Raw genomic sequence first — 26,081 nt, 5'->3', positions numbered from 1 at the left:
CCTCATGGACTTCATCGGAACGATCCTCTGGCCACTGAAGTGGGTGGTCTCGGCGATCCTCGTGGCCTTCCACTGGATCTTCGAGTCGATCGGCATGGACCCGTCGGCCGGCATCACCTGGGTGCTGTCGATCATCTTCCTCACTTTCGTGGTGCGGGCCGCGCTCATCCCGATCTTCGTCCGGCAGATCAAGTCGCAGCGACGCATGCTCGAGGTGGCGCCGCAGCTGAAGAAGATCCAGGACAAGTACAAGGGCAAGAAGGACCAGTTCTCGCGTGAGGCCATGAGCCGCGAGACCATGGCCCTCTACAAGGAGACCGGGACGAACCCGCTGAGCTCCTGCCTGCCGCTGCTCATCCAGATGCCGATCTTCTTCTCGCTGTACTCGGTGCTGCACGAGGCGCAGATCAACAAGACCGGCATCGGTCTGCTCACGAACACCCTGGCGCAGGACTTCGGCAACGCGGCCCTGTTCGGCGCTCCCCTGCACGAGACCTTCACGAACGCCTCCGGGTGGGAGGTCCGGGTCATCGCGGGCTTCATGATCGTCGTGATGACCGCATCGCAGTTCGTCACCCAGCTGCAGCTCGTGGCGAAGAACATGTCGCCGGAGACCAAGGCGTCGCCGATGTACCGCCAGCAGAAGATGATGCTGTACATCCTCCCGCTGGTGTTCGTGATCTCGGGTCTGAGCTTCCCCCTCGGCGTCATGTTCTACTGGCTGGCCTCCAACATCTGGACGATGGCGCAGCAGTACTTCGTCATCCGCAGCATGCCGACCCCGGGTTCCGAGGCCGCACTCGCCCGTGAGGCCCGCCTGGCCAAGAAGGCCCAGCGTCGCGGCACCCCGGTGCTCGCCGAGGCCGGCGCTGGCTCCACCGCGGTCGAGGTCGAGCCCGTCCGCGTGACCACGCAGCGTCAGCAGCCCGTCGGCAAGAACCGCTCCAAGAAGAACGGGAAGAAGTAAGTGACCGAGCAGGACACCGCACCCACCGTCGACGCCGCGGCGGAGACCGAGACCGACGAGGTCCGCGACGAAGCGGACATCGCGGCGGACTACATCGAGGAACTCCTCGACATCTGCGACCTCGACGGGGACATCGAGATCGAGGAGCGTGGCGGACGGGTGTACCTGTCCGTGAGCGACGAGGGCGGCGCGCTGCGGGTGCTCTCGAAGCCGGACACGGTGTCGGCCCTGCAGGAGCTGACCCGCATCGCCGTGCAGGCCGAGACCGGCGAGTTCAGCCGCCTCATCCTGGACGTCGGTGGCTCGCGTGACGCCCGAGCGACGGAGCTCCAGCGTCTGGTCGACACCGCTGTCGAGCGCATCGAGAGCGGTTCGACGTCGGCGGCGCTCCCCCCGATGTCGTCCTACGAGCGCAAGCTCGTGCACGACCTGGTTGCCGAGAAGGGCTTCCACTCGGAGTCCGAGGGCGAGGGACGAGACCGCCACACGGTCGTCACGCGATGACCGACGAGGTCACGCCGGTCCTCGAGCGGGAGCCGGCTGCCGCTGCGCAGCTGTTCGGCGACCGCATCGAGGTCGCGCGGTCCTTCACGGCCGAGCTTGCTCGTCGCGGCGAGGAACTGGGCCTCATCGGCCCCCTCGAACTCCCCCGCCTGTGGACGCGACACATCCTCAACTCTGCCTTGCTCGCGCCGCTCCTGGAGGCCGATGGTCGCGTCGCGGACGTCGGTTCCGGAGCAGGGCTGCCTGGCCTGGTGCTCGCGATCGCCCGTCCCGACGTCTCCTTCACGCTCATCGAACCGATGGAGCGTCGCTGCGACTGGCTGAACGCCGAATCCGAGCGACTCGGGCTGGGGAACGTCACCGTCCTCCGCGGGCGGGCCGAGGACGTCGCAGACTCGGTCGTCGTCGACCAGGTCACGGCTCGTGCGGTGAGTGCGCTGTCGAAGCTCATCCCGCTCACGGTCCCGCTGGTGCGGTCGGGTGGTCAGCTCATCCTGATGAAGGGTGCGCGGGTCGACGAAGAGATCGAGAAGGCTCGGAAGGTGATCCTCCGGAAGCGCCTGGCCGATGTCGAGGTGCTCGAGCTCGGAGACGGTGTGGTCGAGGAGACCACGCGAGTCTTCCGGGCTACAGTTGACTGACGCCGCGGCTGGGTCCGGCTGTGCTGGACCAGAGAGCCCGACGTTCCACGTGGAACACTGACCCGGGGAAGAGGTCTTCGTTGAGTTCATCGACCGACTACGACTCGTCGACGCCCCTGGCTCGCGAGATCGCTGACCTCAACCGGCGGCGGCGAGCGATCGCCACGCAGCAGTTCCCGCTCCCCGCGAAGACTCGCGTGTTCACCGTGTCGAACCAGAAGGGTGGCGTCGGGAAGACGACCACCACGGTGAACCTCGCGGCTGCCCTCGCGCACGGTGGTGCCCGTGTCCTGGTGATCGACCTCGATCCGCAGGGCAATGCTTCGACCGCGCTCGGGGTCGAGCACCAGGCCGAAGTGACCAGCGTCTACGACGTGATGGTGGACGAGGCGCCGATCGCCGATGCTGTTCAACGATCGCCAGAGTCCGAGACGCTCTGGTGTGTCCCGGCGACCATCCACCTGGCGGGCGCGGAGATCGAACTCGTCTCCCTCGTGGCGCGCGAGCAGCGGTTGCGCACGGCGCTCGACCAGTACCTGTCGTCGCTCGAGGAGCCGTACCACTACGTCTTCATCGACTGCCCGCCTTCGCTCGGCCTCCTGACGATCAACGCATTCGTCGCCGCGCAGGAGGTGCTGATCCCGATCCAGACCGAGTACTACGCGCTCGAGGGCCTCAGCCAACTCCTGCGGAACATCGAGCTGATCGAACGGCACCTCAACCCGAACCTCCGGGTGTCGACGATCCTGCTCACGATGTTCGACGGACGCACGAACCTGTCCAACCAGGTTGCAGCGGATGTCCGTGAGCACTTCGGCGAGCAGGTGCTGAAGGCCGTGATCCCCCGGTCGGTGCGCGTCAGCGAAGCACCGAGTTACGGACAGAGCGTCGTGTCGTACGACGTCAACTCGTCGGGCTCGCTCTCGTACCTCGAGGCAGCCGCCGAGATCGCAGCACGAGGAGCGCAGGACTGATGGCACCCAAGCGAACTGGACTCGGACGAGGCATCGGCGCCCTGATCCCGACGGCGTCGGACCAGCAGGACCGGCCCGTCGACGTGTTCTTCCCGACGGGCGGCTCCCCGGCCTCGGCACCCTCCGCCGGTGCGACCGCTGAGGACCTCGTCGCCGTTCCCGGCGCACGTCTGGCGAACCTCAATCTGCTCGACGTCGTGCCGAACGCACAGCAGCCGCGCAAGGAGTTCCGCGAGGAGGAGCTCCAGGAGCTCGTCCACTCGATCCGCGAGATCGGTGTGCTCCAGCCCATCGTCGTCCGTCCGATCGCCGGCGCATCAGGCACCGAGGCGCAGTACGAGCTCATCATGGGCGAGCGTCGTCTGCGTGCCACGAAGGAGCTCGGGCTCGCGACCATTCCCGCGATCGTCAAGGACACCCCTGATGACGCCATGCTTCGGGATGCGCTGCTCGAGAACCTGCATCGTGCACAGCTCAATCCGCTGGAAGAGGCGTCGGCGTACCAGCAGCTGCTCGCGGACTTCGGGATCACGCAGGAGCAACTCGCGCAGCGTATCGGTCGTTCGCGTCCGCAGATCACGAACACGATCCGTCTGCTCCGGTTGCCCTCCCCTGTTCAGCGCCGCGTCGCTGCCGGGGTGCTGTCTGCGGGACACGCACGTGCCATCCTCGCGGCGCCGGACGCGGAGGCGATGGAGTACCTCGCCGAGAAGATCGTCAACGAGGACCTGTCCGTGCGGGCCGCAGAGGCGATCGCGCAGCAGTTGTCGGCGAAGACGCCGGTGAAGCCGAAGACGGAGCCGACGAAGCGACAGGCGCACTTCAACGACCTCGCCGAGCGTATCGGTGATCGGTTGAACACACGCGTGAAGATCGCGGTTGGTGCTCGCAAGAGCTCGGTGACGATCGACTTCGCGAATGGCGATGATCTCAACCGCATCCTCGGCGAGCTGGGCATCAGCGACATCGCCGGCTAGACGCGCTCGGAGGCCGTCGTTGGTGCAGGGACGGCGCCCTGTGGCCGTGTGCGGGGCGTACCGTGCGTCCCCGGCATCCAGTCCCCGCACGGACCTGTTCGGTCGCCTGCGGGGCGTACGGCGGCGTTGACGAGGCGCCGAGGGCGACAGCCGCGCTCGCGCGTACGCCAAGGCCGTCTGAGGCAGTGTTCCACGTGAAACGTCTGGATCTGGTTGTTCGGGTCAGCCGTCTCGTCTCGCGAGGCTGCTCGGGCGCACGCGGCCTGCACATCTCGACGATGTGACGATGTGCCTGCCTGCCGGTGGTCCCTGCGAGCTGGAGAAGGCTGCGTACGCCGCCGAGTTCTTCCGGTGCTACCGATCGGAGCCTGTGCCGGCGTACGGCTCGCGGAGTGCAGCTGGGGTGAGCCTGCGGCAGTACGCGGATCGCATGGTCGCTACGCGATGACGGGCCACCGGACGTGCTGGCACCATCACTGCTCCATGGTCTCTCTCCCTCTTGTCCTCCGAGTGCGTCGGTCGTCGACCTCGACCTCGACCTCGATCCTCGTGTTCGCGGTACCAGCGGTGCGCCCGTCAAACGAGTGGTCGTGCGCGACAGAAACGGCTTGGTGCTCGGCCTCCCTGGCAACGGCGACGGCGACGGCGCGTCGATGCTTGTGACGGCGTTCGATCAGAACATCCCGGAACGGGGGCGGCGCCGGACCTCGGGCGGACGACGGCCGCGTGGCTTGGTGCTGAGACCCGACCTCACACCGTAAGCGGGCAGCGCATCGTTCGTCCTCATGCTGGCGGCACGAGCGAGCGGGCGCTGTGGACTTCGAACTGAGTAGGTCGGCCCAACCCGGATGTGCGCAAGGTGCAACCCCGAGTGGTCCGTCTGCGGCTACGGGCGGCACGGCTCCCTGGCCGTCGGCAGTACCGTCGGGCGCCGCGGACGGTCGGCGGTGGTGCGACGACCTCGACGGCGCCAGGTGATGCCTACCTCGCCGCCTGGTGACGGTAGCGGGACGTCCGGGATGAGGATGCAGATGCCCGCACCATCCACGGGAGGCGACCTGCGAAGGGTGTCGTGCGGATGGCCCGCATCCCGTGGCTGCGCTGCATCAGGGTCGGAAGGGGCTCGCTCTACTCGAACTCGTCCGCACTTGTCGTTCTGCAGCGCCGCCCTCCCCCGCTCGGCCCGCGACGCGCGCGAAGTGAACCGGGCCGCGGGATACGGTGTCTGGGCTGGCGGAGGTTCATCGAGGAGGACGAGGATCGCTGCGACCGACGGCATCGGCTCAGGTGAGGCTCGAGCCAAGCCGTTCGGCGGTGCGAGCGCGAACCCGATGCATCCTGCGACGCCCGGAGGCCACCGTCAGGGTCAACCAGGACCGGAGCGATGTGCGGCACCTGTGCGCCGGATGCACCAATTCACGACCGGCTTGCCCGTGGTGCAGGAGGCGCCCTGAGTCCGCTCCTGAAACAATGCGAGGCTCGGGGCTGCACGAAGGGTTGAGGTTGGAGAATCGGCGGCGCGGTGCACCTCGACGACGACCGTCCTGCGAGAGCTGTCCGCACCCGGTCAGTAGCAGAGGGACCGATCGGCGCAATCTCCGCTTGGGAACCGGCGATGCAGTAGCCCTACCGCGCTGGCGAGCATGATCGGCCTCCGCGCCCCTCTCCCGATGGAGATGACGAACGCACGCCGGCTCTGTTCACCGCGTCCGTATCACGTGGTTCGGCGCGCTCCCCGGAGACGTACTCGTCAACCGTCCCACGACGGGCGACAGTGCATCCGGCGACCACTCGTCGGAGTGTTTCACGTGGAACGGCGCGTCCGGAGGAGCTTCCAGATACCGACGGCGGCGAAGACCGGCTTCGCCCAGAGCAGCTCTCCGACGCGATAGTCCAGCGCTGGGGCCAGTTTCGACGCCAGGTGCGCGTCCTGGCGGCGGAGGTACGTTCGCCCCTTCGCGGCGTGGAGTCCGTTCGAGCAGATGACGACGCGGTCTGCGGCGTCGATCATCGGCCTCGCGTTCGCGATGTTCTCCCATGTGGAAACGCTGTCGCGGTCCTTCCTGACCGCATCGGTCCACCCGAGCCGGCGCACCGCAGTCTCGAGCAGATCAGCCTCAGGGAACGCCCCGCGCACCGCTCCGCCGCAGCACACGATGATGGCGGTGTCACCCGCTGCTTCGTACCGCCGCGCGGTGCGCACGGCGATACGCGCGCGCCATCGGTTCACCGCGTTCGGGTCGGGGCCTGCATTCGCGAAACCGAGGACGACGATGGCCGTCACCGCTCCGGTGCCTGCTGTCCTCCCTGCGGTGCGAGTCGGAATCGTGCCGAGCGCGCGCCGCGCAGTCATCGATGCCACAGCATGAGCGACCTCGCCGACGATCGCGGCAGCGCCCAACGGGACGGCCACAACGAGAAGGGGCAGTGTTCCACGTGGAACACTGCCCCTGCGTCGTACTGACATGGTCAGCTGCGGTGGTCCCGGATGGCCTGTTCCGCGAGCTCCGCGTAGGTCCAACCGAGGTCGAAGCCGGAGGCACTCAGCGCCTGCGGAACGAGGGAGGTCTCGGTCAGACCCGGGAGGACGTTGGCTTCGAGGAACCACGGCGTCCCTGCCGCATCGATGATGAGGTCGACGCGCGAGATGTGGCGGAGACCGAGCGCCGTGTGCGCTGACACGGCTGCGTCTGCGGCGGCGGAGGCGAAGTCGCCCGACAGTCGGGCGGGCGTGAAGAAGGTCGTCTCCCCCGCGTTGTAGCGCGCCTCGAACCCGTACGTCCCGCTCTTCGGGACGATCTCGACCGCCGAGAGCGCCACCGGGCCGTCACCCGTGTCGATGATCCCGACGGCGACCTCGGTGCCGCGGATGAGCTGTTCGACCACGACGTCGTCGCAGTAGGTGTACGCGCTGACCATCGCACGCGGGAGATCGTGTGCGTCCTCGACGAGCGTGACCCCCTGTGCGCTCCCGCCTCGTGCCGGCTTCACGGCGAGCGGCACCGGGTGTTCCGCGGCGATGGCGTCGAGGACGCCCACGGCACCGAGCTCGCGGAAGACGTCGTGCGACAACGTGACCGACCGAGGGGTCCGCACACCGGCCCGCGCGACGAGCGCGGACGAGGTGGGCTTGTCCCATGCGAGCCGGGCTGACGTGGAACGGGAGCCGACGAACGGGATGTCCAGCGCCTCCAGGATGCCCCGCAGCGCGCCGTCCTCGCCGGACGCGCCGTGCAGGGCCGGCCAGACGACATCCGGGCGTGACTCGCGCAGCGCGGGCAGGAGCGACGCGTCGGCATCGCGAAGGTCGACCGTCCAGCCGTAACCGGTCAGTGAGTCGGCGACGCGTCGCCCTGACCGCAGGGAGACGTCTCGTTCGTGCGAGATCCCTCCCGCGACGACGACGACGTGACGACGGGTGAGCTCGGCCATGCGAGGGTCCTCCGGGAAGAGCGAACGATGAAAGTGCTGATCAGGACACGTTCGGCGGCGGCGCGACGACGGTGGAGCGCGACTTGGACACCGCGCTCGGACGAGTTGTGTGTCCGAAGGTCTCGAGGAGCTCGAGCTCGTCGTTGATGACGGTGGCCAGGCGCTTGACGCCGACCCGGATCTGATCGGGGGTCGGGTAGCAGAAGGACAGGCGGATGTTGCCGCCGCCACGGCCGTCGGCGTAGAAGGCGGTCCCCGGTGTGTACGCGACGAGTTCCTTCACGGCACGGGGCAGCATGCCCTTCGAGTCGAGGGCGTCGGGCAGCGTCAGCCAGACGAAGAACCCACCGTTCGGCTTCGTCCAGGTGAGGTCCGGCAGGAACTCCCCCAGGGCGGCCATCATCGCGTCCCTGCGCTCCGCGTAGAGGCCCCGGAAGGTGTCGACCTGCCCCTTCCAGTCTGCGGCGTCCAGGTAGGCGTTGACGACGTACTGACCGAAGGAGTTCGGCGCGAGGACGGCCGACTCGTTGGCGAGCACGAGCTTCTCGCGGATGGCGTGCGGGGCGAGGGCCCAGCCGACACGGAAGCCGGGAGCCAGGGTCTTCGAGAAGGACCCGAGGTACACGACGCCCTCGTCGTCGATCGACCGGATCGCCTGCGGAGCGGGCTCGTCGAACCAGAGCAGTCCGTACGGGTTGTCCTCGAGCACGAGGATGCCGTTCGAGCGGCAGATGTCGAGGACCTCGATGCGGCGCTCACGGCTCATCGTGACACCCGCCGGGTTGTGGAAGTTCGGGATCGTGTAGAGGAACTTGATCCGCTTGCCCTGCGTGCGCAGATTCACGATCGCCTCGCGCAGCGCTTCGGGGACCAGGCCGTGCTCGTCGGTGGTCACGTGGACGGTCTCCGCCTGGTACGAGCGGAAGACCCCGATGGCGCCGACGTACGACGGCGACTCGGCGAGCACGACGTCGCCCGGATCGATGAAGAGCCGCGTGACGAGGTCGAGCGCGTGCTGCGAGCCGGTGGTGACCACGACGTCCTCGGCGCTGGCACGGATGCCCTCGAGGCTCATCACGTCGACGATGTGCTCACGGAGGGAGCGCAGGCCCTGCCCACCGCCGTACTGCAGCGCCATCGCGGCGTCCTCGGTCATCACGCGGTCGATGGACCCCGTGACGAGCTCTCGCGGGAGCGCCGAGACGTACGGCATGCCGCCGGCGAGGGAGACCACCTCGGGCCGCGATGCCACGGCGAACAGGGCTCGGACCTCGGAGGCGCTCAGCCCGGCGGTGCGCTGGGCGTAGGAGTCGTACCAGGGGTCGAGGCTGTTGCCGTTCGTCATCGTGTGCTCCGTTCAGTGGGACATTCCCGCCACACTACGACATGCGTTGCCGGATCCGCGGTGGGAGGCGGGGGCCGATCCTGAAGCTGTGGCCCTGGCGCGCGCAGCCGGCATCCGGGAACGGCGACGGCCCCGCCCTCCGAGGAGAGCGGGGCCGTTCGCGGTCTGTTGGTCGGACTACGCCAGGAACTCGGCGAGATCGGCCTCGAGCGCCGGCTTCGGCTTGGCGCCGATGACGGTCTTGACGACCTCGCCGCCCTTGAACACCTTCATCGCCGGGATCGACGTGATCTGGTAGTTCATGGCCGACTGCGGGTTGTCGTCGACGTTGAGCTTGACGATCTCGATCTTGTCGGCGTGCTCCGCGGCGATCTGGTCGAGGATCGGGGAGACGGCGCGACACGGGCCGCACCACTCGGCCCAGAAGTCGACGAGGATGGTCTTGTCGGACTTGAGGACCTCGTCTGAGAAGGTGGCGTCGGTGACGGCCTTGGCGTTGGACATGTGTGCTCCTTCGAGAAGTTCAGTTGGTGCAACGGTTGGGCCGCTGCGGTATTCCGGACTGGGTCAGGCCCGTGCGGCCTCGACGTCGATGATCGCCGGGCCCTCGGGCGTGACGCCCTCGGCCTGGTCGACCAGCGCGTCGTCGAGTTCGGCGAGGTACTTCTCCGCGTCGAGGGCGGCGACGGTACCGGAACCGGCTGCCGTGATCGCCTGGCGGTAGGTCGGGTCGATGACGTCGCCCGCGGCGAAGACCCCGGGCAGGTTGGTCTTCGACGAACGGCCCTGGACCGCGATCGTGCCCTCGGGTGCGAGGTCGATCTGCCCGTGGATGAGGTGCGTCCGCGGGTCGTTGCCGATCGCGATGAACAGGCCGTCGAGCTGGAGCGAGGACTCCTCCCCGGTGACGGTGTCGCGGAGGGTGACGCCCTCGACCGAGGAGTCACCCGTGATGCCGGTGACCTCCTTGTTCCACGCGAACTCGATCTTCGGGTCGTTCATCGCACGGTCCTGCATGATCTTCGACGCGCGCAGGCTGTCCTTGCGGTGGATGACCGTCACCTTGTCGGCGAACCGGGTGAGGAACGTGGCTTCTTCCATCGCGGAGTCGCCGCCGCCGACGACGGCGATGTTCTTCTGCCGGAAGAAGAACCCGTCGCACGTGGCGCACCAGCTGACGCCGTGGCCGGACAGACGCTCTTCGTCGGCGAGACCGAGGTGGCGGTACGCCGATCCGGTCGCGTAGATGACCGCGAGGGCCTCGTACGTCTCGCCGGACCCGACGGTGACCTTCTTGACCTCACCGGTCAGGTCGACCGAGACCGCGTCGTCGTACAGGACCTCGGCGCCGAACTTCTCGGCCTGTTCCTGCATCTTGATCATGAGGTCCGGGCCCTGGATCCCCTCGGGGAAGCCCGGGAAGTTCTCGACCTCGGTGGTCTTGGTGAGCTCGCCGCCGGTCTCGACGCTGGACGCGACGATCAGGGGCTTGAGCTCCGCGCGCGCGGCGTAGATGCCGGCGGTGAACCCGGCGGGACCGGAACCGATGATGATGAGCTGGCGCATGCCTCGCTGCCCTTCCGTTGAGTGCTGACCGGGTCAACACATGGTAGCGGCGGGACATTCCGGCCCACCGGTGAGCGGACAACCGATGAGCGGACAGCCGGTGTGCGGACAGCCGGTGTGCGGACAGCCGATGTGCGGACGATCGGCGGTCAGCGTCCGAGCCGCTTGCGGAGCAGCGCGACCGCGTTCGCGATCTCGCCGTTCTTCGACACGACCAGGGCGCCGAAGTACACGAGCGCCATGACGGCTCCGGTCAGCGCGATGGTGACGAGCGCGCCCGTCCGGTCGGACATGGCGAAGCCGTCGGGCGAGAAGGTCCCGAGGGCGGTGACGACGGCCGCCCCGGCGACGCCGGCGATGAGTGCCGCGATGACGAACTGCACGTGGGAGCGGGTGACCACGGGGCCCTCGATGCCGTTCAGGCGACGACGGACGAGCACGAGCGCGATGATCGTCTGCGCCGTGCCGGCGAGCGTCGTGCACGCCGCGATGGAGACGCCGACGATGCTCTGCGGGAACGTCGCGACGGCCAGGGCTCCGATGACGAACAGCACCGACTGCACGCACTGCATGAGGAACGGCGTGCGGTGGTCGTGCATCGCCCAGAAGACGCGCTGGATGATGAACAGCATGCTGAACAGCACCAGGCCGGGCATGTAGGCGAGGAGCACCGCGCCGATGGAGAGCGCCTGCTCGAAGGTGCCGGCGAACATGCGACCGAACGGCACGGAGACGACGATCAGCGCCACCGACGCGAACACCGTGAACAGTCCGACGATCCGCAGGGACAGCGACAGGTTGCGCCGGACGGCGTCGAGGTCGCCGCGGCCGGCGTCGTGGCTCATCCGCGTGAAGTACGCCGTCGCGATCGACACCGCGAAGATCGAGTGCGGCAGCATGAACAGCAGCCACGCGTTCTGCAGCACCGCGTTGCCTGCGGCGCCCGTACCGAGCGACGCGACGCGCGACTGCACGATGCCCGCCAGCTGCGTCACGAGGATCATCGCGAACAGCCAGCCGGCCGCCGTGCCCGTCGCCTTCAGGCCCACACCGCGCCAGCGGAAGTCCGGGCGGAACGACAGGCCGGCGCGCCGCCAGAAGAACGGCAGGAACGCGGCCTGCGCGAAGACGCCGAGCGAGGCACTCCCCGCGAGCACCGCGATCTTCAGCGGTGTCCAGCCGTCGACCGAGGAGTTGACGTCCTGACCGCCGAACATCGCGATGAAGACGACGAGACCGGCGATGGCGATGACGTTGTTGATGAGCGGTGCCCACGTGAAGGGGCCGAAGACCTGCTTGGCGTTGAGGACCTCACCGAGGAGCGAGTACAGCGCGTAGAAGAGGATCTGCGGGAGGCACCAGAAGGCGAACGCCACGGCCAGGTCGGTCTGTGCCGGCGTGAAGCCCTTGCCGTCCCCGGTCGCCTGCTGGCTGTAGACGAACACGAGGAACGGCGCGAGGACCGTCGCGACGATGGTGATCACCACGAACACCGTCGCGCCGAGCGTGACGATCTTGTTGACGTAGGCCGTACCGCCGTCGCTGCTCTCTCGCATCGACCGGACGATCTGCGGGATGAGCACCGCGGAGAGCAGACCACCGGCGATGAGCGCGTAGATGTTGTTCGGCAGCTGGTTCGCGAGCGCGAACGCGTCGGCGCCGGGCGACTTCGCCTGACCGATCGCGTAGGCGAGCACGAACGTCTTGCCGAAGCCGAGGACCCGCGAGAGCATCGTGCCCGCCGCGAGCATCGCGCTCGCCCGACCGAGGTTCCGTTCGGCCGCGGGCTCCGCGTCGACGGCGGGTTGCTGCTGCGTGCTGATGGTCGGCTCCTCGGGATCTGGCGTGGTGTCGTCCTGGTCCGGACGGCCGGCCTGGAGGCGCGGCTCGCCGCCGTCGCGCACCGTCGCGTCCGCAGGGCGCGCACCGGCCTGCTGCGGTGCGACGCGCGCGGGACCGGACGCGGCAGTGGTGCCGACCACGGCGGCGGCGGGTGCTGCCTGTGCGACGTGGGACGAGCCTCCCGATCGGGCAGGGGCGCCGGGGGCGTCGGGCTGGACCGCGAGCGGACGGTTCGGGTCGTCGTCGTCCTCGTCGTCGAGCTCGCCGTTGCGGCGGCGGATGCGCTTCCGGATGCTGCGGAAGATCCCGAAGCCGAAGATCGCGACGAGGCCGATCGCGGCCACCGCGGTGATCACGGTCTCCCACTGCGCCTGCACGTTGAGCTCGACCGTGGTGGGCTGCGACACGGTGACCCCGGTCGGCGTGGTCAGGGACATCGTCAGGTTGACCGTGCCGTTCGCGACCGACCGGACCGGGATGGTCGTGCGGGCGGAGGACTGCGGCTGGAGCTTCACCTCGATGTCGTTCCGCACGACCTGCAGCGCCGAGCTCGACGGCTGGACCTTGAGGCGCACGGTGACCGGGTAGTCCGTCCGGTTGCGGACCGACACGGGCAGCGACGATCGGTCCCCGAGCAGCGTCAGCGAGCTGGAGTCGGGGATGCTCACCTGGTCGGTGGTCTGCGTCCAGGACCGGGCCTGCCGGTCGACGGCGGTGGTGAGGGCGTCGGATTCGTCCCGCCAGGCGTTCGACGCCAGGGCGAGCAGCCGGAGCCGCGCGGGGGCGGTGACGGTCGCGGGGTCGTCGACGGCCGATGCGAAGGCGACGAGCTCGCGCTCGCTGTCCACCAGGGTCCGCAGGCGGTCGAGGCGGGCGTCGCCGTCGTCGGCCGGCGCCAGGGTGAGCGATCCGGCGGTCGCCTTCGCCGCGGTCGACAGGTCCGAGGGAGACACCCACGGGGTGTCCTCGAGCGAGTCGAGCACAGCGCTCAGCCGACCGGTCTCGGTCGGCCAGCTGCGGCCGAGGGTCAGGAGCACGGGGCTCTGGGCGGTACCGGCACGCGCCGCCGTCGCCAGGGTCGCGGTGAGCTCCGCCACGGCCGCGTCGTAGGCGCGCTGGTCGGTGGCGTCGGCGGCGTCCCGCAGCAGGGCCGACATGCCCTGGTCGGCGACGAGGACCTTCTGGTCGCCGATGCGCTCGGCGGCGGAGACGGTGGTGTCCGGGCCGGCGGAGGTGTTGCCGCTCGCGATGATCGTCGTCTCGGTGCCGGCCTTCGCGAGTGCGGGCAGGTCGTCGGTGGCCACGGTGTTCTCGACCGGCCACGCGACGTCGTCGAGTGCGTACGGGAAGTCCAGCAGGCTGGCGGTGGTCGGCAGCGTCGTGGTCGTGCCGTCGGTGTCGTCCTGCCCCGAGCCGTCCTGACCTGTGCCGTCCTGGGTGCCGGCGGTCACGTCGTCCGAGGGGGTCGGTGTCGCGTCCGGGGTCTCGTCGACGGGGGCACCCGCGCTGGCCGAGGCCGTCGGCGTCCCGGTGGCCGTCGGGGTCGGGGTCGGCGTGCTGGCACCGGGGAAGTTCCGCTCCTCGACCTCCTGGTCGAGCGAGATCACGCCCGGGATCCCGTCCGCGCCGGCCTGGCGCAGCCCCGTGACGTCGGCGTCGGCGTACGACAGCGCGAAGGTCTCGTTCCGGAGCCCCTCGAGCCGGTCGAGCCAGTTGCGCGCACTCGACGGGGCGTTCTCGCCGCGCAGCCGGATCGAGGCGATGATCCTCGGGTCGACGCCGACGGCCACGTTGTGGTCCACGGCGGCGTCGAGCTGCTGGGTGAGGGTGCCGTCCACCGCGGTCGCCGCCGCGAGGTCGTTGGCACCGATCACGCCGTCGGCCGTGCTCGGCAGGGTGATCGGCATCGCGACCGAGACACCGACGGGGGTCTGCTGGAAGTCCGGGTACCAGGTGATGGCGGACCGGGCGACGGCGAAGGTGTCGCCCGCGGTGTACTCGGCCGCGATGCGTCGGGCGCCGAAGGACGAGTAGCCGCCGAGTGCGACGTTGCCCGGCACGATGGTCACCGTCTGGGTCACCGAGCGGTGCGCCGGGACGACCGGGACGTCCGCCGAGTCCATCGGGGCGCCGAGGTAACCGGTCGTGGTGGTGTCGGAGAGCCAGTCGGAGAGGACGTCGCGCGTGCTCTCGGAGCGGAAGATGTCGAGCTCGACCGACCCGGCGGGGACGTCCGTGTCGGTGTCGTTCGTCACCGTGACCGTGACCTGGAGGTCCTCGTCCCGTCGGACGATCCCGCGGTCGGCCGGGGCGATCGACACGGTGGTCTTCCCCTGGTCGGCTGCGGCCGGAGCAGCGGTGCGCGTCGTGGTGCGGTCGACCGAGGCGGCGTGCGCCGGGTCCGGACCTGCGGGCGTGACGACGAGGCCGACGGCGACGAGGGCCGTGGCAGCGGCGGCGAGCGTGGAGCGGAGGATGTGCATACAGGAGGGCCCGAGGGTCGGTTCCGGCCGAGCACGAGTGTACGAGGGGCGGACGGGGACGATCCCGTGCGCGCGGGCCGTGTGGAGAACTCGGCGCACCGATCTGGGAGGATGAGGTCCGTCATGCAGTCCGTTGCCCAGGCCGTCGAACGACTCGACGCACTCGCAGCCACCGAGCCCGTCGCCGTCCTCGCTCGGGCGTTCGCCGACGCCGGACACGAGCTGGCGCTGGTCGGCGGCCCCGTCCGCGACGCCTTCCTCGGCCGTGCCGTCACCGACCTCGACTTCACGACCGACGCCCGCCCCGACGACGTCCTGCGCATCGTCGAGCCGATCGCGAGCGCGACGTGGGACGTCGGTCGGCAGTTCGGCACCATCGCCGCCCGGGTCGCCGGCGAGCAGGTCGAGATCACGACATACCGCAGCGACGTGTACGACGGCGAGACCCGCAAGCCCGAGGTGGCGTTCGGCGACACCATCGAGGACGACCTGCTCCGCCGTGACTTCACGGTGAACGCCATGGCGCTCCGCCTCCCCCAGCGTGAGCTCGTCGACGTGCACGGCGGGGTCGAGGACCTGCTCGTCGGGCGCCTGCACACCCCGCAGGCGGCGCCCGTCTCGTTCCGCGACGACCCCCTGCGCATGATGCGCGCCGCACGATTCACCGCGCAGCTGGGCTTCACGGTGTCCGACGAGGTGCGTGCCGCGATGACGGACCTCGCCGACTCGATCGACATCGTGTCGGCCGAGCGGGTGCGTGACGAGCTCGTGAAGCTGCTGAACACGTCCGAGCCGGTCCCCGGCATCCGCCTGCTCGTGGACACCGGGCTCGCCGAGCGCTTCCTGCCCGAGCTCCCCGCGATGCGGCTGGAGATCGACGAGCACCACCACCACAAGGACGTGTACGAGCACTCGCTGACGGTGCTGTCCCAGGCCATCGGGTACGAGGCCGAGCGGCACCCGGGCGAGGCCCCCGACACCGTGCTCCGGCTCGCGGCCCTGCTGCACGACATCGGCAAGCCGGCCACCCGCAAGCTCGAGCCCGGCGGTGCCGTCAGCTTCCACCACCACGACCTGGTCGGCGCGAAGCTCGCGAAGAAGCGACTGCGGGCACTGCGGTTCGACAACGACACCATCGCCGCCGTCTCCCGACTGATCGAGCTGCACCTGCGGTTCTTCGGCTACACCGAGGGTGCCTGGACCGACTCCGCCGTCCGCCGCTACGTCCGGGACGCCGGCCCGCTGCTCGAGCGCCTGCACGAGCTCACCCGCTCGGACGTCACGACGCGGAACCGTCGGAAGGCCGACCGGCTCGGCTTCGCGTACGACGACCTCGAGGACCGCATCACGGCGCTGGCCGACCAGGAGGAACTCGACTCGATCCGTCCGGACCTGACGGGCGACGACATCATGCGGATCCTCGGCATCCCGCCGGGGCGTGCCGTGGGCGAGGCGTACCGCCACCTGCTCGAGGTCCGCATGGACGAGGGTCCCCTCGGCGCCGACGAGGCCGAGCAGCGCCTGCGCGCCTGGTGGGCCGAGCGCGACGCGACCGCCTGACGGCGCGACCGCCTGACGACGCCGGCCGCTCTGCACGACCGGTGGCGCGCCTCCAGGCCGTGGGCTAAGCTACCCGAGTTGTCCACGCGCTCCTGCGCGTCCGGACACATGCATCAACCCTCCTGCTCCGGGAACCGCCCGGAGCCGCCGAGACCAAAGGAGGTGGGTTCCGCATGCACCAGTACGAACTGATGGCGATCCTCGACCCCGAGATCGACGAGCGCACCGTCGCTCCCAGCCTGGACAAGTTCCTCGCGGTCATCCGCAACGACGGTGGCACCGTCGACAACGTGGACGTCTGGGGCCGTCGTCGCCTGGCCTACGAGATCGCGAAGAAGTCCGAGGGCATCTACGCCGTCGTCGACTTCACCTCGACGCCCGAGGCCGCCAAGGAGCTCGACCGTCAGCTCGGTCTCTCCGAGGCCGTGCTCCGCACGAAGGTCCTCCGCGCCGAAGAGGCGATCGCCCAGGTCGCCGCGCAGAAGCAGCGCGACGAGGCCCGCGCGGCCCGCAAGGCCGCGAACGCGACCGCGAGCGCCGAGTAGCTCATGGCCGGCGAAACCGTCATCACGGTGGTGGGCAACCTCACCGCAGACCCGGAGCTGCGGTACACGCAGAACGGGCTCGCGGTGGCGAACTTCACCATCGCCTCCACCCCTCGCACGTTCGACCGTCAGGCGAACGAGTGGAAGGACGGCGACGCGCTGTTCCTCCGTGCGAGCGTGTGGCGCGAGTTCGCCGAGCACGTGGCGGGCTCGCTGACGAAGGGCTCGCGCGTCATCGCGCAGGGTCGTCTCCGTCAGCGCTCCTACCAGGACCGTGAGGGCCAGCAGCGCACGAGCATCGAGCTCGAGGTCGACGAGATCGGCCCGTCGCTCCGCTACGCGACCGCCCAGATCACGCGCGCTGCGGGTGGCTCCGGTGGCGGTCGTGGCCAGGTCGGCGGCGGCGCTGTGAACAACGGCGCTGGCTCCGGCGGTGGCCAGGGCGGGAACGGCGGCGGCTGGAACAACAACAGCGGCGGCGGTCAGTCGGACGCACCGTGGTCGCCCCAGGGCGGCCAGCAGGGCGGCAACGCACAGTCGAACGACGTGTGGAGCCAGCCCGGCGGCTCGTACGACGACGAGACCCCGTTCTGATCCTCAGCGGTCTGACGGACACACAACTTCTTCTTCTCTAAGGACAAACAATGGCTGGAAAGAGCACCGGCGACCGCCGGAAGCCTCGCGGCAAGGGCGGCAAGAACGCCGCTCCCGCGAAGTCGATCAAGGTCGGCGTCATCGACTACAAGGACGTCGCGACCCTGCGCAAGTTCATCTCGGAGCGTGGCAAGATCCGCGCCCGTCGCATCACCGGCGTCTCCGTCCAGGAGCAGCGCCTCATCGCCCGTGCCGTGAAGAACGCCCGTGAGATGGCGCTCCTCCCCTACGCCGGCTCCGGCCGCTGATCAGGAGGATCACCATGTCGAAGCTCATCCTCACCCACGAGGTCTCCGGCCTCGGTTCCGCCGGTGACGTCGTCGACGTCAAGAACGGCTACGCCCGCAACTACCTCATCCCCCAGGGCTTCGCCGTCGCGTGGTCCAAGGGCGGCGAGAAGCAGGTCGAGTCGATCCGTGCGGCCCGTGCCGCTCGCGAGCTCGCCACCATCGAAGAGGCCCAGGACCTCAAGATGAAGCTCGAGAACGCGACCATCAAGCTGACCGTCAAGGCCGGCAAGGACGGCCGCCTGTTCGGCTCGGTCCGCCCGGCGGACGTCGCCGACGCGGTCCAGGCGCAGGGCGTCGGTTCGCTGGACAAGCGCAAGGTCGAGGTCCCCGCGACCATCAAGACCGTCGGTGACCACGAGGCCACCGTGCGTCTGCGCGAGGACATCACCGCGGTGATCTCCCTGCAGGTCGTCGCCGCCAAGTAAGCAGCGTCACCACCGTCGAAGGGCGGGTCTCCTCCGGGAGGCCCGCCCTTCGTCGTGCGCGCGGCTCGCCGCGCGCGGGTGTTGCTGTGGGACAGGTGTTGCTGCATTGGCCGGTTACCCCTCGCGCCCGTCCGGGCTTGCTGGGAACGAACCGAGAACGCTCCCCACAGGAGGGCCTGTTGTCAAGTCGTTTTACACAGTCGAAACGCCCCGAGTCGGAACCTTCAAGGTGTACTTGAACCGCGGTTCTCCACACACGGTGTGGAACGGAAAAGCCCAGGTCCGGGGTAGGAACACGTGTTCGAACGCCGACTTGTCCACACGTCCATCCACAGTTGTGCACATGCGTGTCCGGCGTGTTCCGCATCCTCTCCACAGAGTTATCCACAGGGCCGTTTGCTGGGGATAACTCTGTCCCCGTAGCTTGGCCCAGCGACTCGGCGGAGGGCAGGGGATGTCGGTCGTCCGGGGTAGGAAAGCCGGTGTGGGCCGAGGCCCGCACCGTCACGACAAGAGGGAGTCCGTGTGTCGATCGCGCATCTCGATCCGTCCCCGCAGGACCTGTCCGAGCGGGGTTCGGAGCGGACGCCGCCGCACGACCTGCTCGCGGAGCAGTCCACCATCGGCGGCATGCTGCTGTCGAAGGACGCCGTCGCCGACGTCATCGAGACCGCGCGCGGGGTGGACTTCTACATCCCGAAGCACGAGGTCATCTTCGACGCGATCCTGTCGCTGTACTCGCACGGTGAGCCCACCGACGTGATCGCCGTCACCGACGAGCTGACCAAGACCGGACTGCTCTCCCGCGCCGGCGGCGCCGAGTACCTGCACAGCGTCACGAGCATGGTGCCGACCGCGGCGAACGCCGGGTACTACGCAGCGATCGTCGCCGAGAAGGCCGTCCTCCGCCGTCTGGTCGACGCGGGCACCCGCATCGTGCAGATGGGCTACGCGTCCGAGGGTGAGGTCACCGACCTCGTGAACAGCGCGCAGGCGGAGGTCTACAACGTCGCCGGCGGCGTGCAGACCGAGGACTACGTGCCCCTGACCGACGCCATCGGCGCCGCGATCGACGAGATCGAGGCCGCCAAGGGGCGCGACGGGCAGATGACCGGCGTCCCGACGGGGTTCAGCGGCCTCGACGCCCTGACGAACGGCTTCCACCCCGGGCAGCTCATCATCGTCGCCGCCCGACCCGCGCTCGGCAAGTCGACCCTGGCCCTCGACCTGTGCCGCGCCGCAGCGCTCAAGCACGACCAGACCGCCGCGTTCTTCTCGCTCGAGATGGGTCGCGCCGAGATCGCGATGCGCCTGCTCTCCGCCGAGTCGAGCGTGCCGCTGCAGAACATGCGCAAGGGCACCGTCGACTCCCGCGACTGGACGACCATCGCGCAGACCCGCGGGCGCATCAACGACGCCCCGTTCTTCATCGACGACTCCCCCAACATGACCCTGGTGGAGATCCGGGCGAAGTGCCGCCGGCTGAAGCAGCAGCACAACCTCAAGCTCGTGGTCATCGACTACCTGCAGCTGATGACCTCGGGCAAGAAGGTCGAGAGCCGTCAGCAGGAGGTCTCGGAGTTCTCGCGTGCGCTGAAGCTCATGGCGAAGGAACTCGGCGTGCCGGTCATCGCGCTGTCGCAGCTGAACCGTGGTCCGGAGCAGCGTGCCGACAAGAAGCCCATGATCTCGGACCTGCGTGAGTCGGGCTCCATCGAGCAGGACGCCGACATGGTCATCCTGCTGCACCGTGAGTCGGCGTACGAGAAGGACAACCCGCGTCAGGGTGAGGCGGACCTCATCGTGGCCAAGCACCGCAACGGCCCGACGGACACCATCACGGTGGCGTTCCACGGGATGTTCTCGCGGTTCGTCGACATGCCGCAGTAGGGCGTTCGTTGTCGTCCGCCAGCTAACTTGTCCTACTGCCACTCAACGTGTCCTGAAATACGGAGTTGGACAGGTTGTTTGGCAGCGCGGACAGCCACGTCGACCAGTGCCCGGCTCAGCCCTCGTGCGCCGGGAGGCGTCCGTATAGCGTGCGTGAACTGAGATAGTCCGCGGACCACCTATGTGAGACAGGCTTCTCTCCAGAGCAGGGCCCTAAGAGTCCGAAGCCCCCGCAAGTACCGCGTTGCTCACTGGCGGACCGGCTACTGCGACGGCGAGGGCCGTCTCAGCAGACGAACAACGTGGCTCGCTCGAAGCTGACCTTCCGCCTGGGTGGTGCTCATTGAGCGAGACTGGCCACATGGATGAAGAGTGGGCACTTACGCAGCTACGAAGCTTCATAGATCTCACCCGTTTGGTTCAACCCCGAAGCGGAGGTGGAGTCGTTTACATGGGCGACTTCGCCTCCCCGGTGGGGTCGAAATCAGAGATTGTTGCGGCTGCGCAGATCGTTGAAAAGATCCTCGACCGTGTACTACCTAGATGGCGCTCGGACGTTGAGGTAGACAATAAAGGACGTTGGCAGCAGCATCGGGAAGCTGCACAGCGCGCTGTCGTAGAGATCGAGTCGCGCGCCCTATTGGCGGAGAAGCTCGGCGACAACGCGCCGAATCTGAACGCCGGGGGCCTCCATCCGTGGGTGTGGGAGTCCGCCAAGTCACTGTGGCAGAGCGGCCACTTCCGAGAAGCAGTGCGCGCCGCTGCCGTGAAGATCAACGCCGAAACCCAGAACAAGCTCGACCGACGCGACCTTTCAGAAGCAGCACTGATTCAGTTCGCGTTCAGCAACGACGCGCCGTCACCAGGCAAGGCTCGGCTGCGCCCGACAGGAGATGACGGTGGGAGAACTGCCCTGAGCCTGCGACGCGGCATCGCCGCCTACGCAGAAGGCTGCTTCGCAGCAATCCGCAATCCGCTTAGCCATGATGAGGGAGACCTACCCGAGCAGGAAGCCTTGGAGCTACTGGCAGCGCTCAGTGTGCTCGCTCGGTGGATTGACAGATCAACCGTTGTCTCGGTGTGACACATCAGCCAGGCCAAACCCGGCCGTCGAAGGGGTTTGATCGCGCGTGCCCAGATGAGCAGCTCTCCAGCAGGACTGGACGCCAACGAGTAGTAAGCCAACGACGGCTACAGCCGTCTGCCGGCATGCTCGTGCGCTAATGCACCGAGGTGAGGGTTCCAGCTCACCGCTGCCTGACCGCCGCATGGGCCTGGCGCGAAGCAGTACGAGGCCTGCCGCAACGAGTGCGCGTTGCCGGGCTGACCGACACCGACGCGTGAACTATGCGCGGCCGGACAGAACCAGGTCCGAACAAGCATCGTCTCGATAGCCGATCGGCTACCGGACACCGACGATGAGCAGCAGAATCGGAACATGACGCCCCCGCCCGGCAACTTGTCCTGGATTGGTTTCACTGACGAGCAGCGCGACCTCCTCGAATCGCTGCACTTCATCGGCAACAACGGGTGGGACCGCAACGGGCAGACCGACGAGATGATGCCGCGCCTTCTCGACCGCGCGGCGGCCGAGGGCCTGTCGCTTGCGCGCGTCAAGGAGGCCATGTCGGCTGTAGGGCACAGCCGGGACGAGCTGCATCAGCTCGACCGGTGGGAGTCGAAGCGGACCACCGGCAGGTTCGGTCGCTGAGACGCCGGCCTATGTCGGAGCTCGCTTCTACGATCCGAGCGTGGGTGGTCGTCGACGGGATCGGTACACCGCGCCCGAGGAGGCGCGGTACTCGCTCTCGCCCGAAGCGATCGGAGCCCCTGTCGAGGGGAGCGGCCTCCGCCCCGTTCGCGCATGGGTGCCGGCGCTCGACGGCACCCAGTCTCGCGTCGACGCCGTAGCGGTGTCCTCGACACCGGACGCCGTGTGCGTCCGATGGCTCGACGACGGCCACACCTTCCAAGCATGGATATGGCGGGCCGCCGTCTGGCACCGGGCGACGCCGGCCTCAATCGACGCCACCTGACCCGGCTCGTGGGGCGGCGCGTGGACCGCCCTTGCACTAGCGGCACGGTTCCGGAAGGAAGCAGGGGCCAAGCGCAGTGCGGCGGTCACGGCCGCGAGTGCGGTCCTGCTCGCCCTGGGACCCGTGTTGCTCTGGTTCGGGCCGGTAGTCGCTTGAGGACCGGTCCCGGTAGCCGATCGGCTACCGGCACTCCTCTGCCCGTTGAGAGATAGGCGCAAAATCGGCTAGTCAAGAGCCATGACCTCCTCCGCGCCACACGAGCTCGGCCGAATCGATCAAGTCACGCTGGCGGACACACCCGCCCTGAGCCGCGACGTGCACCTCGACACCGACGCCATCCAGGCTGGGTGGCCGATCTTCGAGACGTCGTTCGACTCGCTACAGGGACGGAAGATGATGGGGCTCGTCTACGGTGACGCCAACGTCTACCGCCTCGCGACCGTGCGCCTCGATCGAGACAGTGACAACTCGCTGGGCCACGCCGAAACCGTAATCCCCGGAGGCGCTTATCTGCGGCTCAGACTCCGCGGTTCCGCGCCCGAGGTGTACGACCAGATCGCCGCAGCGTTCGAGACGCTGTTCGCGCGAGCCGACCACGACCCAAGCCGGCCGCACATCGAGTACTACCGGCGAGAAGGAGAAGTCGACTGCCTCGTGCCGATCGCCTCCGTGAGATAGCCCGCGACCACCGCAACGGGCGTGCGATAGCCGATCGTTCACCGAACGAGGCGAGGCTCGGGGTCTTGGGAATGGCGATCCCGCCGCCTGAGTGTGGAGCCGATGAACCAGGCGGTGGCCGCGATGATGACGAGGGAAGCCAGTGAAGCGACGTTGGCTGTTCGGGCGGCTTCCGCGGCCCCTTCCGCGGTGACCCACTGGGTGTTGTCGAGCAGACGCGTCGCTGCGTCGAGCAGGACAGTCAGCACGACCGCGATGAGTGGGAGCACCCACGGTAGCCAGTGCGATCGCGGCCGCGACCACTGCAAGAGCCCACAACCCGCGATACTCACCCCAACGACGATCGCGAAGGTCAGGAACCAGCCCCACCCGAAGAACGCGAACGCTGATCGTGTCAGCGCGTCACGCCAGGATGCGTGATCCTCGGTGCTGAGCCGGGCGACCAGAACACTGCTGGTGAACACGCCCGTCAGCCACACCAAGCCCAACGTGAGCCCCAGCGGTGCTGATCGCCGGACGCTCAGTCGACTCTCCGCAATCACGATATGGCGCGGTCAGCGCCGACTGGCGTCATCGATGAGCGTCGAGAGGACGCTCTTGTTCGCGACACCCAAGATGCGGGCGCTCACTCGTCCGGTCTTGTCCAGCACGACCGTCGATGGTGTTGCGTTCGGTGCGGCGGAGCCGGAGAGCGCAAGCTGCACCGTTGAGTCCTTCGCGTCGAGGACGTTCGCGTACGGAACTTTGAAGCTGCGGATGAACGATTCGGCGGTGGCTGCCTCGTCGCGAACGTTCACCCCGACGAAGGTGGCCTCGTCGCTCTTGGAAGCGCTGATGCTGTTGAGGTCTGATGCTTCGACCCGGCATGGACCACACAGCGCGAACCAGAAGTTGAGCACGAGCACTTTGCCCCGGTAGTCCTGGGCCGTCACCGTCTTGCCGTCGGTCGTGGTGGCCGTGAAGTCGACCGGATCGGTGTTCTTCGCGTCGAACTCGGCGACCGCGCCGTCGCCGGAGATGTAGTTCTTCGTGTCGCCGTCGCGGTACTGGCGGGACAACGCGTCATTGTTCGTGCATCCCGCCACAGACAGCATCGTCACCAGCGCTACCGCGACGGTCGCCGCCCCCCGAACTCTCACACGAGAAGCCTACGCGCGCTGGTTCCAGCGTCCGATAGACGATCGGCTACCGGAACATTCTGGTCACCCACGTTCGTAGTGGCCCCCTGCCAGCAGCCGCCTCGTTGCCCGGTCCGTACTTTAGGGTGGCGATCATGTCGAAGCTGGCGACGTGCGTGCTCATCACTGGCACCGTCGGGTCCGGGAAGACCTCCACGGCCTACGCGGTCGGTCAGCGCCTGCGCGCTTCACAGGTGCCGCACGCCGTCATTGACCTTGACGAGCTCCGGCGATGCTGGCCAGCCCCGCCCGATGACCCGTTCAACACCGCTCTTGAAGCCGCCAACCTTCGGTCGGTGGCGGACAACTACCGTCGCGCTGGCGTGACTCGCTTCGTCGTAGCCGGGGTGGTCGAGGGTGCGGGAGCGCTTCAGCGTTACAGCGAGGCGCTCGGCTGTCCGGTCGTTCTCGTTCGTCTCCGAGTTGACCTGCATCGCGTTCGAGAGCGCCTTCTGGAACGGCACGAGCCCGGCGAAGAGCGAGATTGGCACCTGTCCCGGAGCGGGCAGTTGGATGGAATTCTCGACGAGGAGAACGCGGCGAGCATCACGATCGACGTGTCCGCCGAACCATTGGACAGCGTCGCCCGGCGCGTCATCACCGCCCTGAACTGGGAGTGACCCTGCTCGGCCAACCGCTCAACGGCGTCGCATCGGCTGTGAGCGGGTCGCGCGATCGGCGGCCGGCCGCGAGTGACGGTCCTGATGCTGTCTCAGCGAACGATCGGCTATCGGGACTCTGCGGAGGGGAAGGGCATGTCCCCACACTCCAGTGCTACTCGCCCCCACACCCCCGACCAGCCGACCCGCCATCACGGTCAGCTGGAAGCCTCAGATCCAGCATCGCGAAGATCTACTCGAACAAGAAGTACGCGGGCAACTCCTGCTACTAGACGAAGATCGGCGGCGAGTCTCGACCCTTCGTGAAGACCGCTCGAAGCAACTGCAGTTGAGGTGCAATGAACCTGCTGAAATTCATTCCGATTCCCATCGTCGTCCTCGGCTTGATCGGCTTCCTCACCGACATCAGCTGGTGGTTGCTCGCCATCATCGGAGCCGCCTCAGCACTCGGCCTCATCGCTGGAGATGCCGTGATCGCCCGATGGAAGCGTCAGAGGTCAGGACCGCGGTGAGGCGACGACCGCCCCAGCAGCCTTCGATGCTGGGGCGGTCGTCGCTCGTCGAGGTGTCGACTCACGCGGGAGTCGCGATCTGGATCACGCGCTCAGGGCGGAGACGAGAGCGAAGCATCGGTTCCATCGCCGAGCGTCCGGTAGCCGCTGGGCTTCCGGACGTCGTCGTCGGAGGCGCCACTACCGCGCGGACTCCTGGGCGATCAGCCGTCCCAGCGCTTCTGGACGACTCCACATCGGCCAGTGCCCGGTCGGGAGATCGACGACGTCGACTCGCTCGAGCTTCGCGATCGGCGCGAACATCGGATGCCCGGCGCGGGCAAGCTCGAGGACCTGCGCGCTCGGGAAGGAACAACACACCAGCGTGGTCGGCACACGCGTACTTCCCTGATCGTGCAACACGACCGGATCGCGCAGGACGGAGGCGGGCTGCGACACGGCCTGCATGCGGAACTGCTCGAGGTCCGTGTCGCTCAGACCGTCGATGCTGGCCTGGTCGGAGAGTTGGTCGAAGGGCGGCAGCGGCAGCTCGACGACGTCCTCCGGGAGATCGGGCGCGGACGCGACCCCGGATGCCATCGGGCCCGAGTCGACCCAGATGACGCGGAGGACGAGGTCCGGGTGTCGGTCGAGGAAGACGCTCACCGGAGCGTTCGCGCCGCTGTGCGCGACGATCACTGCTTGCTCGTCCCTGGAGATCCCGAGACGCTCGCTGAGGCGTTCGACGGCCGCGACCTGATCGGCGAGGGTCCTCGTCAAGCGGTCGTGGTCCCCACGATCCAGTCCGGGCAGGGTCAGCGGCACGGGCTGCCACTGCGCAGCGTCCAAGGCCTCGACGACCGCATCCCACGCCCAAGCGCCGAGCCAGTGCCCGGCGATGAGGATGATCGGTGTCCTGCGAGGGGAGTTCGTCGTCATGGGACCACTGTGGGCGTGTGCATGGACAGCTGTGTGTCACCATC

General features: G+C 68.2%; 25 protein-coding genes. 16 read left to right on the top strand and 9 right to left on the bottom strand.

The genetic code is table 11. The features are described from left to right. Positions 1-4 precede the first annotated feature (4 nt). From yidC to PIJ49_RS03780, 5 genes are all read left to right on the top strand, one after another. Entirely contained in the window at positions 5-967 is a 963-nt protein-coding gene (gene yidC, locus PIJ49_RS03800) for a membrane protein insertase YidC (RefSeq protein ID WP_066658860.1), read from the top strand. Next, on the top strand, positions 968-1,471 hold the full coding sequence (locus PIJ49_RS03795) for a Jag family protein (protein ID WP_251154396.1): 504 nt from the start codon (positions 968-970) through the stop codon (positions 1,469-1,471). Beyond that, positions 1,468-2,112: a 16S rRNA (guanine(527)-N(7))-methyltransferase RsmG gene (rsmG, locus tag PIJ49_RS03790; RefSeq protein ID WP_251154397.1), complete on the top strand. Its 645-nt coding sequence runs from the start codon at positions 1,468-1,470 to the stop codon at positions 2,110-2,112. The genes PIJ49_RS03795 and rsmG overlap by 4 nt, the downstream gene beginning before the upstream one ends. An 80-nt stretch (positions 2,113-2,192) precedes the next feature. Beyond that, positions 2,193-3,086: a ParA family protein gene (locus PIJ49_RS03785; RefSeq protein ID WP_271825897.1), complete on the top strand. Its 894-nt coding sequence runs from the start codon at positions 2,193-2,195 to the stop codon at positions 3,084-3,086. Further along, entirely contained in the window at positions 3,086-4,063 is a 978-nt protein-coding gene (locus PIJ49_RS03780) for a ParB/RepB/Spo0J family partition protein (RefSeq protein ID WP_271825896.1), read from the top strand. The genes PIJ49_RS03785 and PIJ49_RS03780 overlap by 1 nt, the downstream gene beginning before the upstream one ends. A 1,804-nt stretch (positions 4,064-5,867) precedes the next feature. Here the strand turns inward: PIJ49_RS03780 and PIJ49_RS03775 are convergent. The 6 genes from PIJ49_RS03775 to PIJ49_RS03750 form a co-directional block, all read right to left on the bottom strand. Then, on the bottom strand, positions 5,868-6,347 hold the full coding sequence (locus PIJ49_RS03775; RefSeq protein WP_271825895.1) for a YdcF family protein: 480 nt from the start codon (positions 6,345-6,347) through the stop codon (positions 5,868-5,870). Positions 6,348-6,532: 185 nt separating this feature from the next. Then, on the bottom strand, positions 6,533-7,495 hold the full coding sequence (locus PIJ49_RS03770; RefSeq protein ID WP_066657533.1) for a D-alanine--D-alanine ligase family protein: 963 nt from the start codon (positions 7,493-7,495) through the stop codon (positions 6,533-6,535). Between the two features lie 40 nt (positions 7,496-7,535). Beyond that, a complete protein-coding gene (locus tag PIJ49_RS03765) occupies positions 7,536-8,840 on the bottom strand; it encodes an aminotransferase-like domain-containing protein (RefSeq protein ID WP_271825894.1) in 1,305 nt (434 codons plus the stop codon). A gap of 177 nt (positions 8,841-9,017) precedes the next feature. Beyond that, the gene (gene trxA / locus PIJ49_RS03760) at positions 9,018-9,344 is read right to left on the bottom strand and encodes a thioredoxin (RefSeq protein ID WP_022832611.1); all 327 of its coding nucleotides are present in this window, start codon (positions 9,342-9,344) and stop codon (positions 9,018-9,020) included. A 63-nt stretch (positions 9,345-9,407) separates the two neighbouring features. Next, positions 9,408-10,406 (bottom strand): thioredoxin-disulfide reductase, encoded by a 999-nt coding sequence (trxB, locus tag PIJ49_RS03755; RefSeq protein WP_271825893.1) that lies wholly within the window; start codon positions 10,404-10,406, stop codon positions 9,408-9,410. 149 nt (positions 10,407-10,555) lie between these two features. After that, positions 10,556-14,731: a DUF6049 family protein gene (locus tag PIJ49_RS03750; RefSeq protein WP_271825892.1), complete on the bottom strand. Its 4,176-nt coding sequence runs from the start codon at positions 14,729-14,731 to the stop codon at positions 10,556-10,558. A 123-nt stretch (positions 14,732-14,854) separates the two neighbouring features. Between PIJ49_RS03750 and PIJ49_RS03745 the strand changes: the two genes are divergently transcribed. From PIJ49_RS03745 to PIJ49_RS03705, 9 genes are all read left to right on the top strand, one after another. After that, complete coding sequence (locus PIJ49_RS03745; RefSeq protein WP_271825891.1) at positions 14,855-16,291, top strand: CCA tRNA nucleotidyltransferase; 1,437 nt, start codon at positions 14,855-14,857, stop codon at positions 16,289-16,291. A gap of 173 nt (positions 16,292-16,464) precedes the next feature. Further along, positions 16,465-16,836, top strand: a complete 372-nt coding sequence (gene rpsF / locus PIJ49_RS03740; RefSeq protein ID WP_058728349.1) for a 30S ribosomal protein S6 — start codon at positions 16,465-16,467, stop codon at positions 16,834-16,836. Between the two features lie 3 nt (positions 16,837-16,839). Then, entirely contained in the window at positions 16,840-17,430 is a 591-nt protein-coding gene (locus tag PIJ49_RS03735; protein ID WP_066657526.1) for a single-stranded DNA-binding protein, read from the top strand. Between the two features lie 50 nt (positions 17,431-17,480). Continuing rightward, positions 17,481-17,738 carry a 30S ribosomal protein S18 gene (gene rpsR, locus PIJ49_RS03730; RefSeq protein WP_017887834.1) on the top strand — a complete coding sequence of 86 codons (258 nt, stop codon included), beginning with the start codon at positions 17,481-17,483 and terminating at the stop codon, positions 17,736-17,738. 14 nt (positions 17,739-17,752) lie between these two features. Then, positions 17,753-18,205 (top strand): 50S ribosomal protein L9, encoded by a 453-nt coding sequence (rplI, locus tag PIJ49_RS03725; protein ID WP_058728351.1) that lies wholly within the window; start codon positions 17,753-17,755, stop codon positions 18,203-18,205. 525 nt (positions 18,206-18,730) lie between these two features. Then, the gene (gene dnaB, locus PIJ49_RS03720; RefSeq protein ID WP_066657525.1) at positions 18,731-20,095 is read left to right on the top strand and encodes a replicative DNA helicase; all 1,365 of its coding nucleotides are present in this window, start codon (positions 18,731-18,733) and stop codon (positions 20,093-20,095) included. A gap of 451 nt (positions 20,096-20,546) precedes the next feature. After that, a complete protein-coding gene (locus PIJ49_RS03715) occupies positions 20,547-21,179 on the top strand; it encodes a TIGR02391 family protein (protein ID WP_271825886.1) in 633 nt (210 codons plus the stop codon). Between the two features lie 354 nt (positions 21,180-21,533). Further along, complete coding sequence (locus PIJ49_RS03710) at positions 21,534-21,806, top strand: hypothetical protein (protein WP_271825885.1); 273 nt, start codon at positions 21,534-21,536, stop codon at positions 21,804-21,806. A 562-nt stretch (positions 21,807-22,368) separates the two neighbouring features. Beyond that, positions 22,369-22,809: an effector binding domain-containing protein gene (locus PIJ49_RS03705; protein WP_271825884.1), complete on the top strand. Its 441-nt coding sequence runs from the start codon at positions 22,369-22,371 to the stop codon at positions 22,807-22,809. A 38-nt stretch (positions 22,810-22,847) separates the two neighbouring features. Here the strand turns inward: PIJ49_RS03705 and PIJ49_RS03700 are convergent, their stop codons facing one another. Together PIJ49_RS03700 and PIJ49_RS03695 are read right to left on the bottom strand one after the other, a co-directional pair. Beyond that, positions 22,848-23,273, bottom strand: coding sequence for a hypothetical protein (locus PIJ49_RS03700; RefSeq protein WP_271825883.1), 426 nt, complete (start codon positions 23,271-23,273; stop codon positions 22,848-22,850). A gap of 90 nt (positions 23,274-23,363) precedes the next feature. Further along, positions 23,364-23,948 carry a TlpA family protein disulfide reductase gene (locus PIJ49_RS03695; RefSeq protein ID WP_271825882.1) on the bottom strand — a complete coding sequence of 195 codons (585 nt, stop codon included), beginning with the start codon at positions 23,946-23,948 and terminating at the stop codon, positions 23,364-23,366. A 134-nt stretch (positions 23,949-24,082) separates the two neighbouring features. Here PIJ49_RS03695 and PIJ49_RS03690 point away from each other — a divergent pair, with 134 nt between their 5' ends. Further along, positions 24,083-24,607: an AAA family ATPase gene (locus tag PIJ49_RS03690; protein ID WP_271825881.1), complete on the top strand. Its 525-nt coding sequence runs from the start codon at positions 24,083-24,085 to the stop codon at positions 24,605-24,607. 338 nt (positions 24,608-24,945) lie between these two features. Then, the gene (locus PIJ49_RS03685; RefSeq protein WP_271825879.1) at positions 24,946-25,119 is read left to right on the top strand and encodes a hypothetical protein; all 174 of its coding nucleotides are present in this window, start codon (positions 24,946-24,948) and stop codon (positions 25,117-25,119) included. 180 nt (positions 25,120-25,299) lie between these two features. Here the strand turns inward: PIJ49_RS03685 and PIJ49_RS03680 are convergent, their stop codons facing one another. Beyond that, positions 25,300-26,037, bottom strand: a complete 738-nt coding sequence (locus PIJ49_RS03680; protein ID WP_271825878.1) for an alpha/beta fold hydrolase — start codon at positions 26,035-26,037, stop codon at positions 25,300-25,302. Positions 26,038-26,081 lie beyond the last annotated feature (44 nt).

It is taken from the genome of Curtobacterium uvaldense (genome assembly GCF_028307415.1).
Classification (GTDB): domain Bacteria; phylum Actinomycetota; class Actinomycetes; order Actinomycetales; family Microbacteriaceae; genus Curtobacterium.
This window is presented reverse-complemented; position numbering and strand designations above follow the sequence as displayed.

Coding starts and splice junctions, on each gene's coding strand:
- yidC (WP_066658860.1), top strand. CDS start 5: ATGGACTTCATCGGAACGATCCTCTGGCCACTGAAGTGGGTGGTCTCG.
- rsmG (WP_251154397.1), top strand. CDS start 1,468: ATGACCGACGAGGTCACGCCGGTCCTCGAGCGGGAGCCGGCTGCCGCT.
- PIJ49_RS03780 (WP_271825896.1), top strand. CDS start 3,086: ATGGCACCCAAGCGAACTGGACTCGGACGAGGCATCGGCGCCCTGATC.
- PIJ49_RS03770 (WP_066657533.1), bottom strand. CDS start 7,495: ATGGCCGAGCTCACCCGTCGTCACGTCGTCGTCGTCGCGGGAGGGATC.
- PIJ49_RS03765 (WP_271825894.1), bottom strand. CDS start 8,840: ATGACGAACGGCAACAGCCTCGACCCCTGGTACGACTCCTACGCCCAG.
- trxA (WP_022832611.1), bottom strand. CDS start 9,344: ATGTCCAACGCCAAGGCCGTCACCGACGCCACCTTCTCAGACGAGGTC.
- trxB (WP_271825893.1), bottom strand. CDS start 10,406: ATGCGCCAGCTCATCATCATCGGTTCCGGTCCCGCCGGGTTCACCGCC.
- PIJ49_RS03750 (WP_271825892.1), bottom strand. CDS start 14,731: ATGCACATCCTCCGCTCCACGCTCGCCGCCGCTGCCACGGCCCTCGTC.
- PIJ49_RS03745 (WP_271825891.1), top strand. CDS start 14,855: ATGCAGTCCGTTGCCCAGGCCGTCGAACGACTCGACGCACTCGCAGCC.
- rpsF (WP_058728349.1), top strand. CDS start 16,465: ATGCACCAGTACGAACTGATGGCGATCCTCGACCCCGAGATCGACGAG.
- PIJ49_RS03735 (WP_066657526.1), top strand. CDS start 16,840: ATGGCCGGCGAAACCGTCATCACGGTGGTGGGCAACCTCACCGCAGAC.
- rpsR (WP_017887834.1), top strand. CDS start 17,481: ATGGCTGGAAAGAGCACCGGCGACCGCCGGAAGCCTCGCGGCAAGGGC.
- rplI (WP_058728351.1), top strand. CDS start 17,753: ATGTCGAAGCTCATCCTCACCCACGAGGTCTCCGGCCTCGGTTCCGCC.
- PIJ49_RS03715 (WP_271825886.1), top strand. CDS start 20,547: ATGGGCGACTTCGCCTCCCCGGTGGGGTCGAAATCAGAGATTGTTGCG.
- PIJ49_RS03710 (WP_271825885.1), top strand. CDS start 21,534: ATGACGCCCCCGCCCGGCAACTTGTCCTGGATTGGTTTCACTGACGAG.
- PIJ49_RS03705 (WP_271825884.1), top strand. CDS start 22,369: ATGACCTCCTCCGCGCCACACGAGCTCGGCCGAATCGATCAAGTCACG.
- PIJ49_RS03690 (WP_271825881.1), top strand. CDS start 24,083: ATGTCGAAGCTGGCGACGTGCGTGCTCATCACTGGCACCGTCGGGTCC.
- PIJ49_RS03685 (WP_271825879.1), top strand. CDS start 24,946: ATGAACCTGCTGAAATTCATTCCGATTCCCATCGTCGTCCTCGGCTTG.
- PIJ49_RS03680 (WP_271825878.1), bottom strand. CDS start 26,037: ATGACGACGAACTCCCCTCGCAGGACACCGATCATCCTCATCGCCGGG.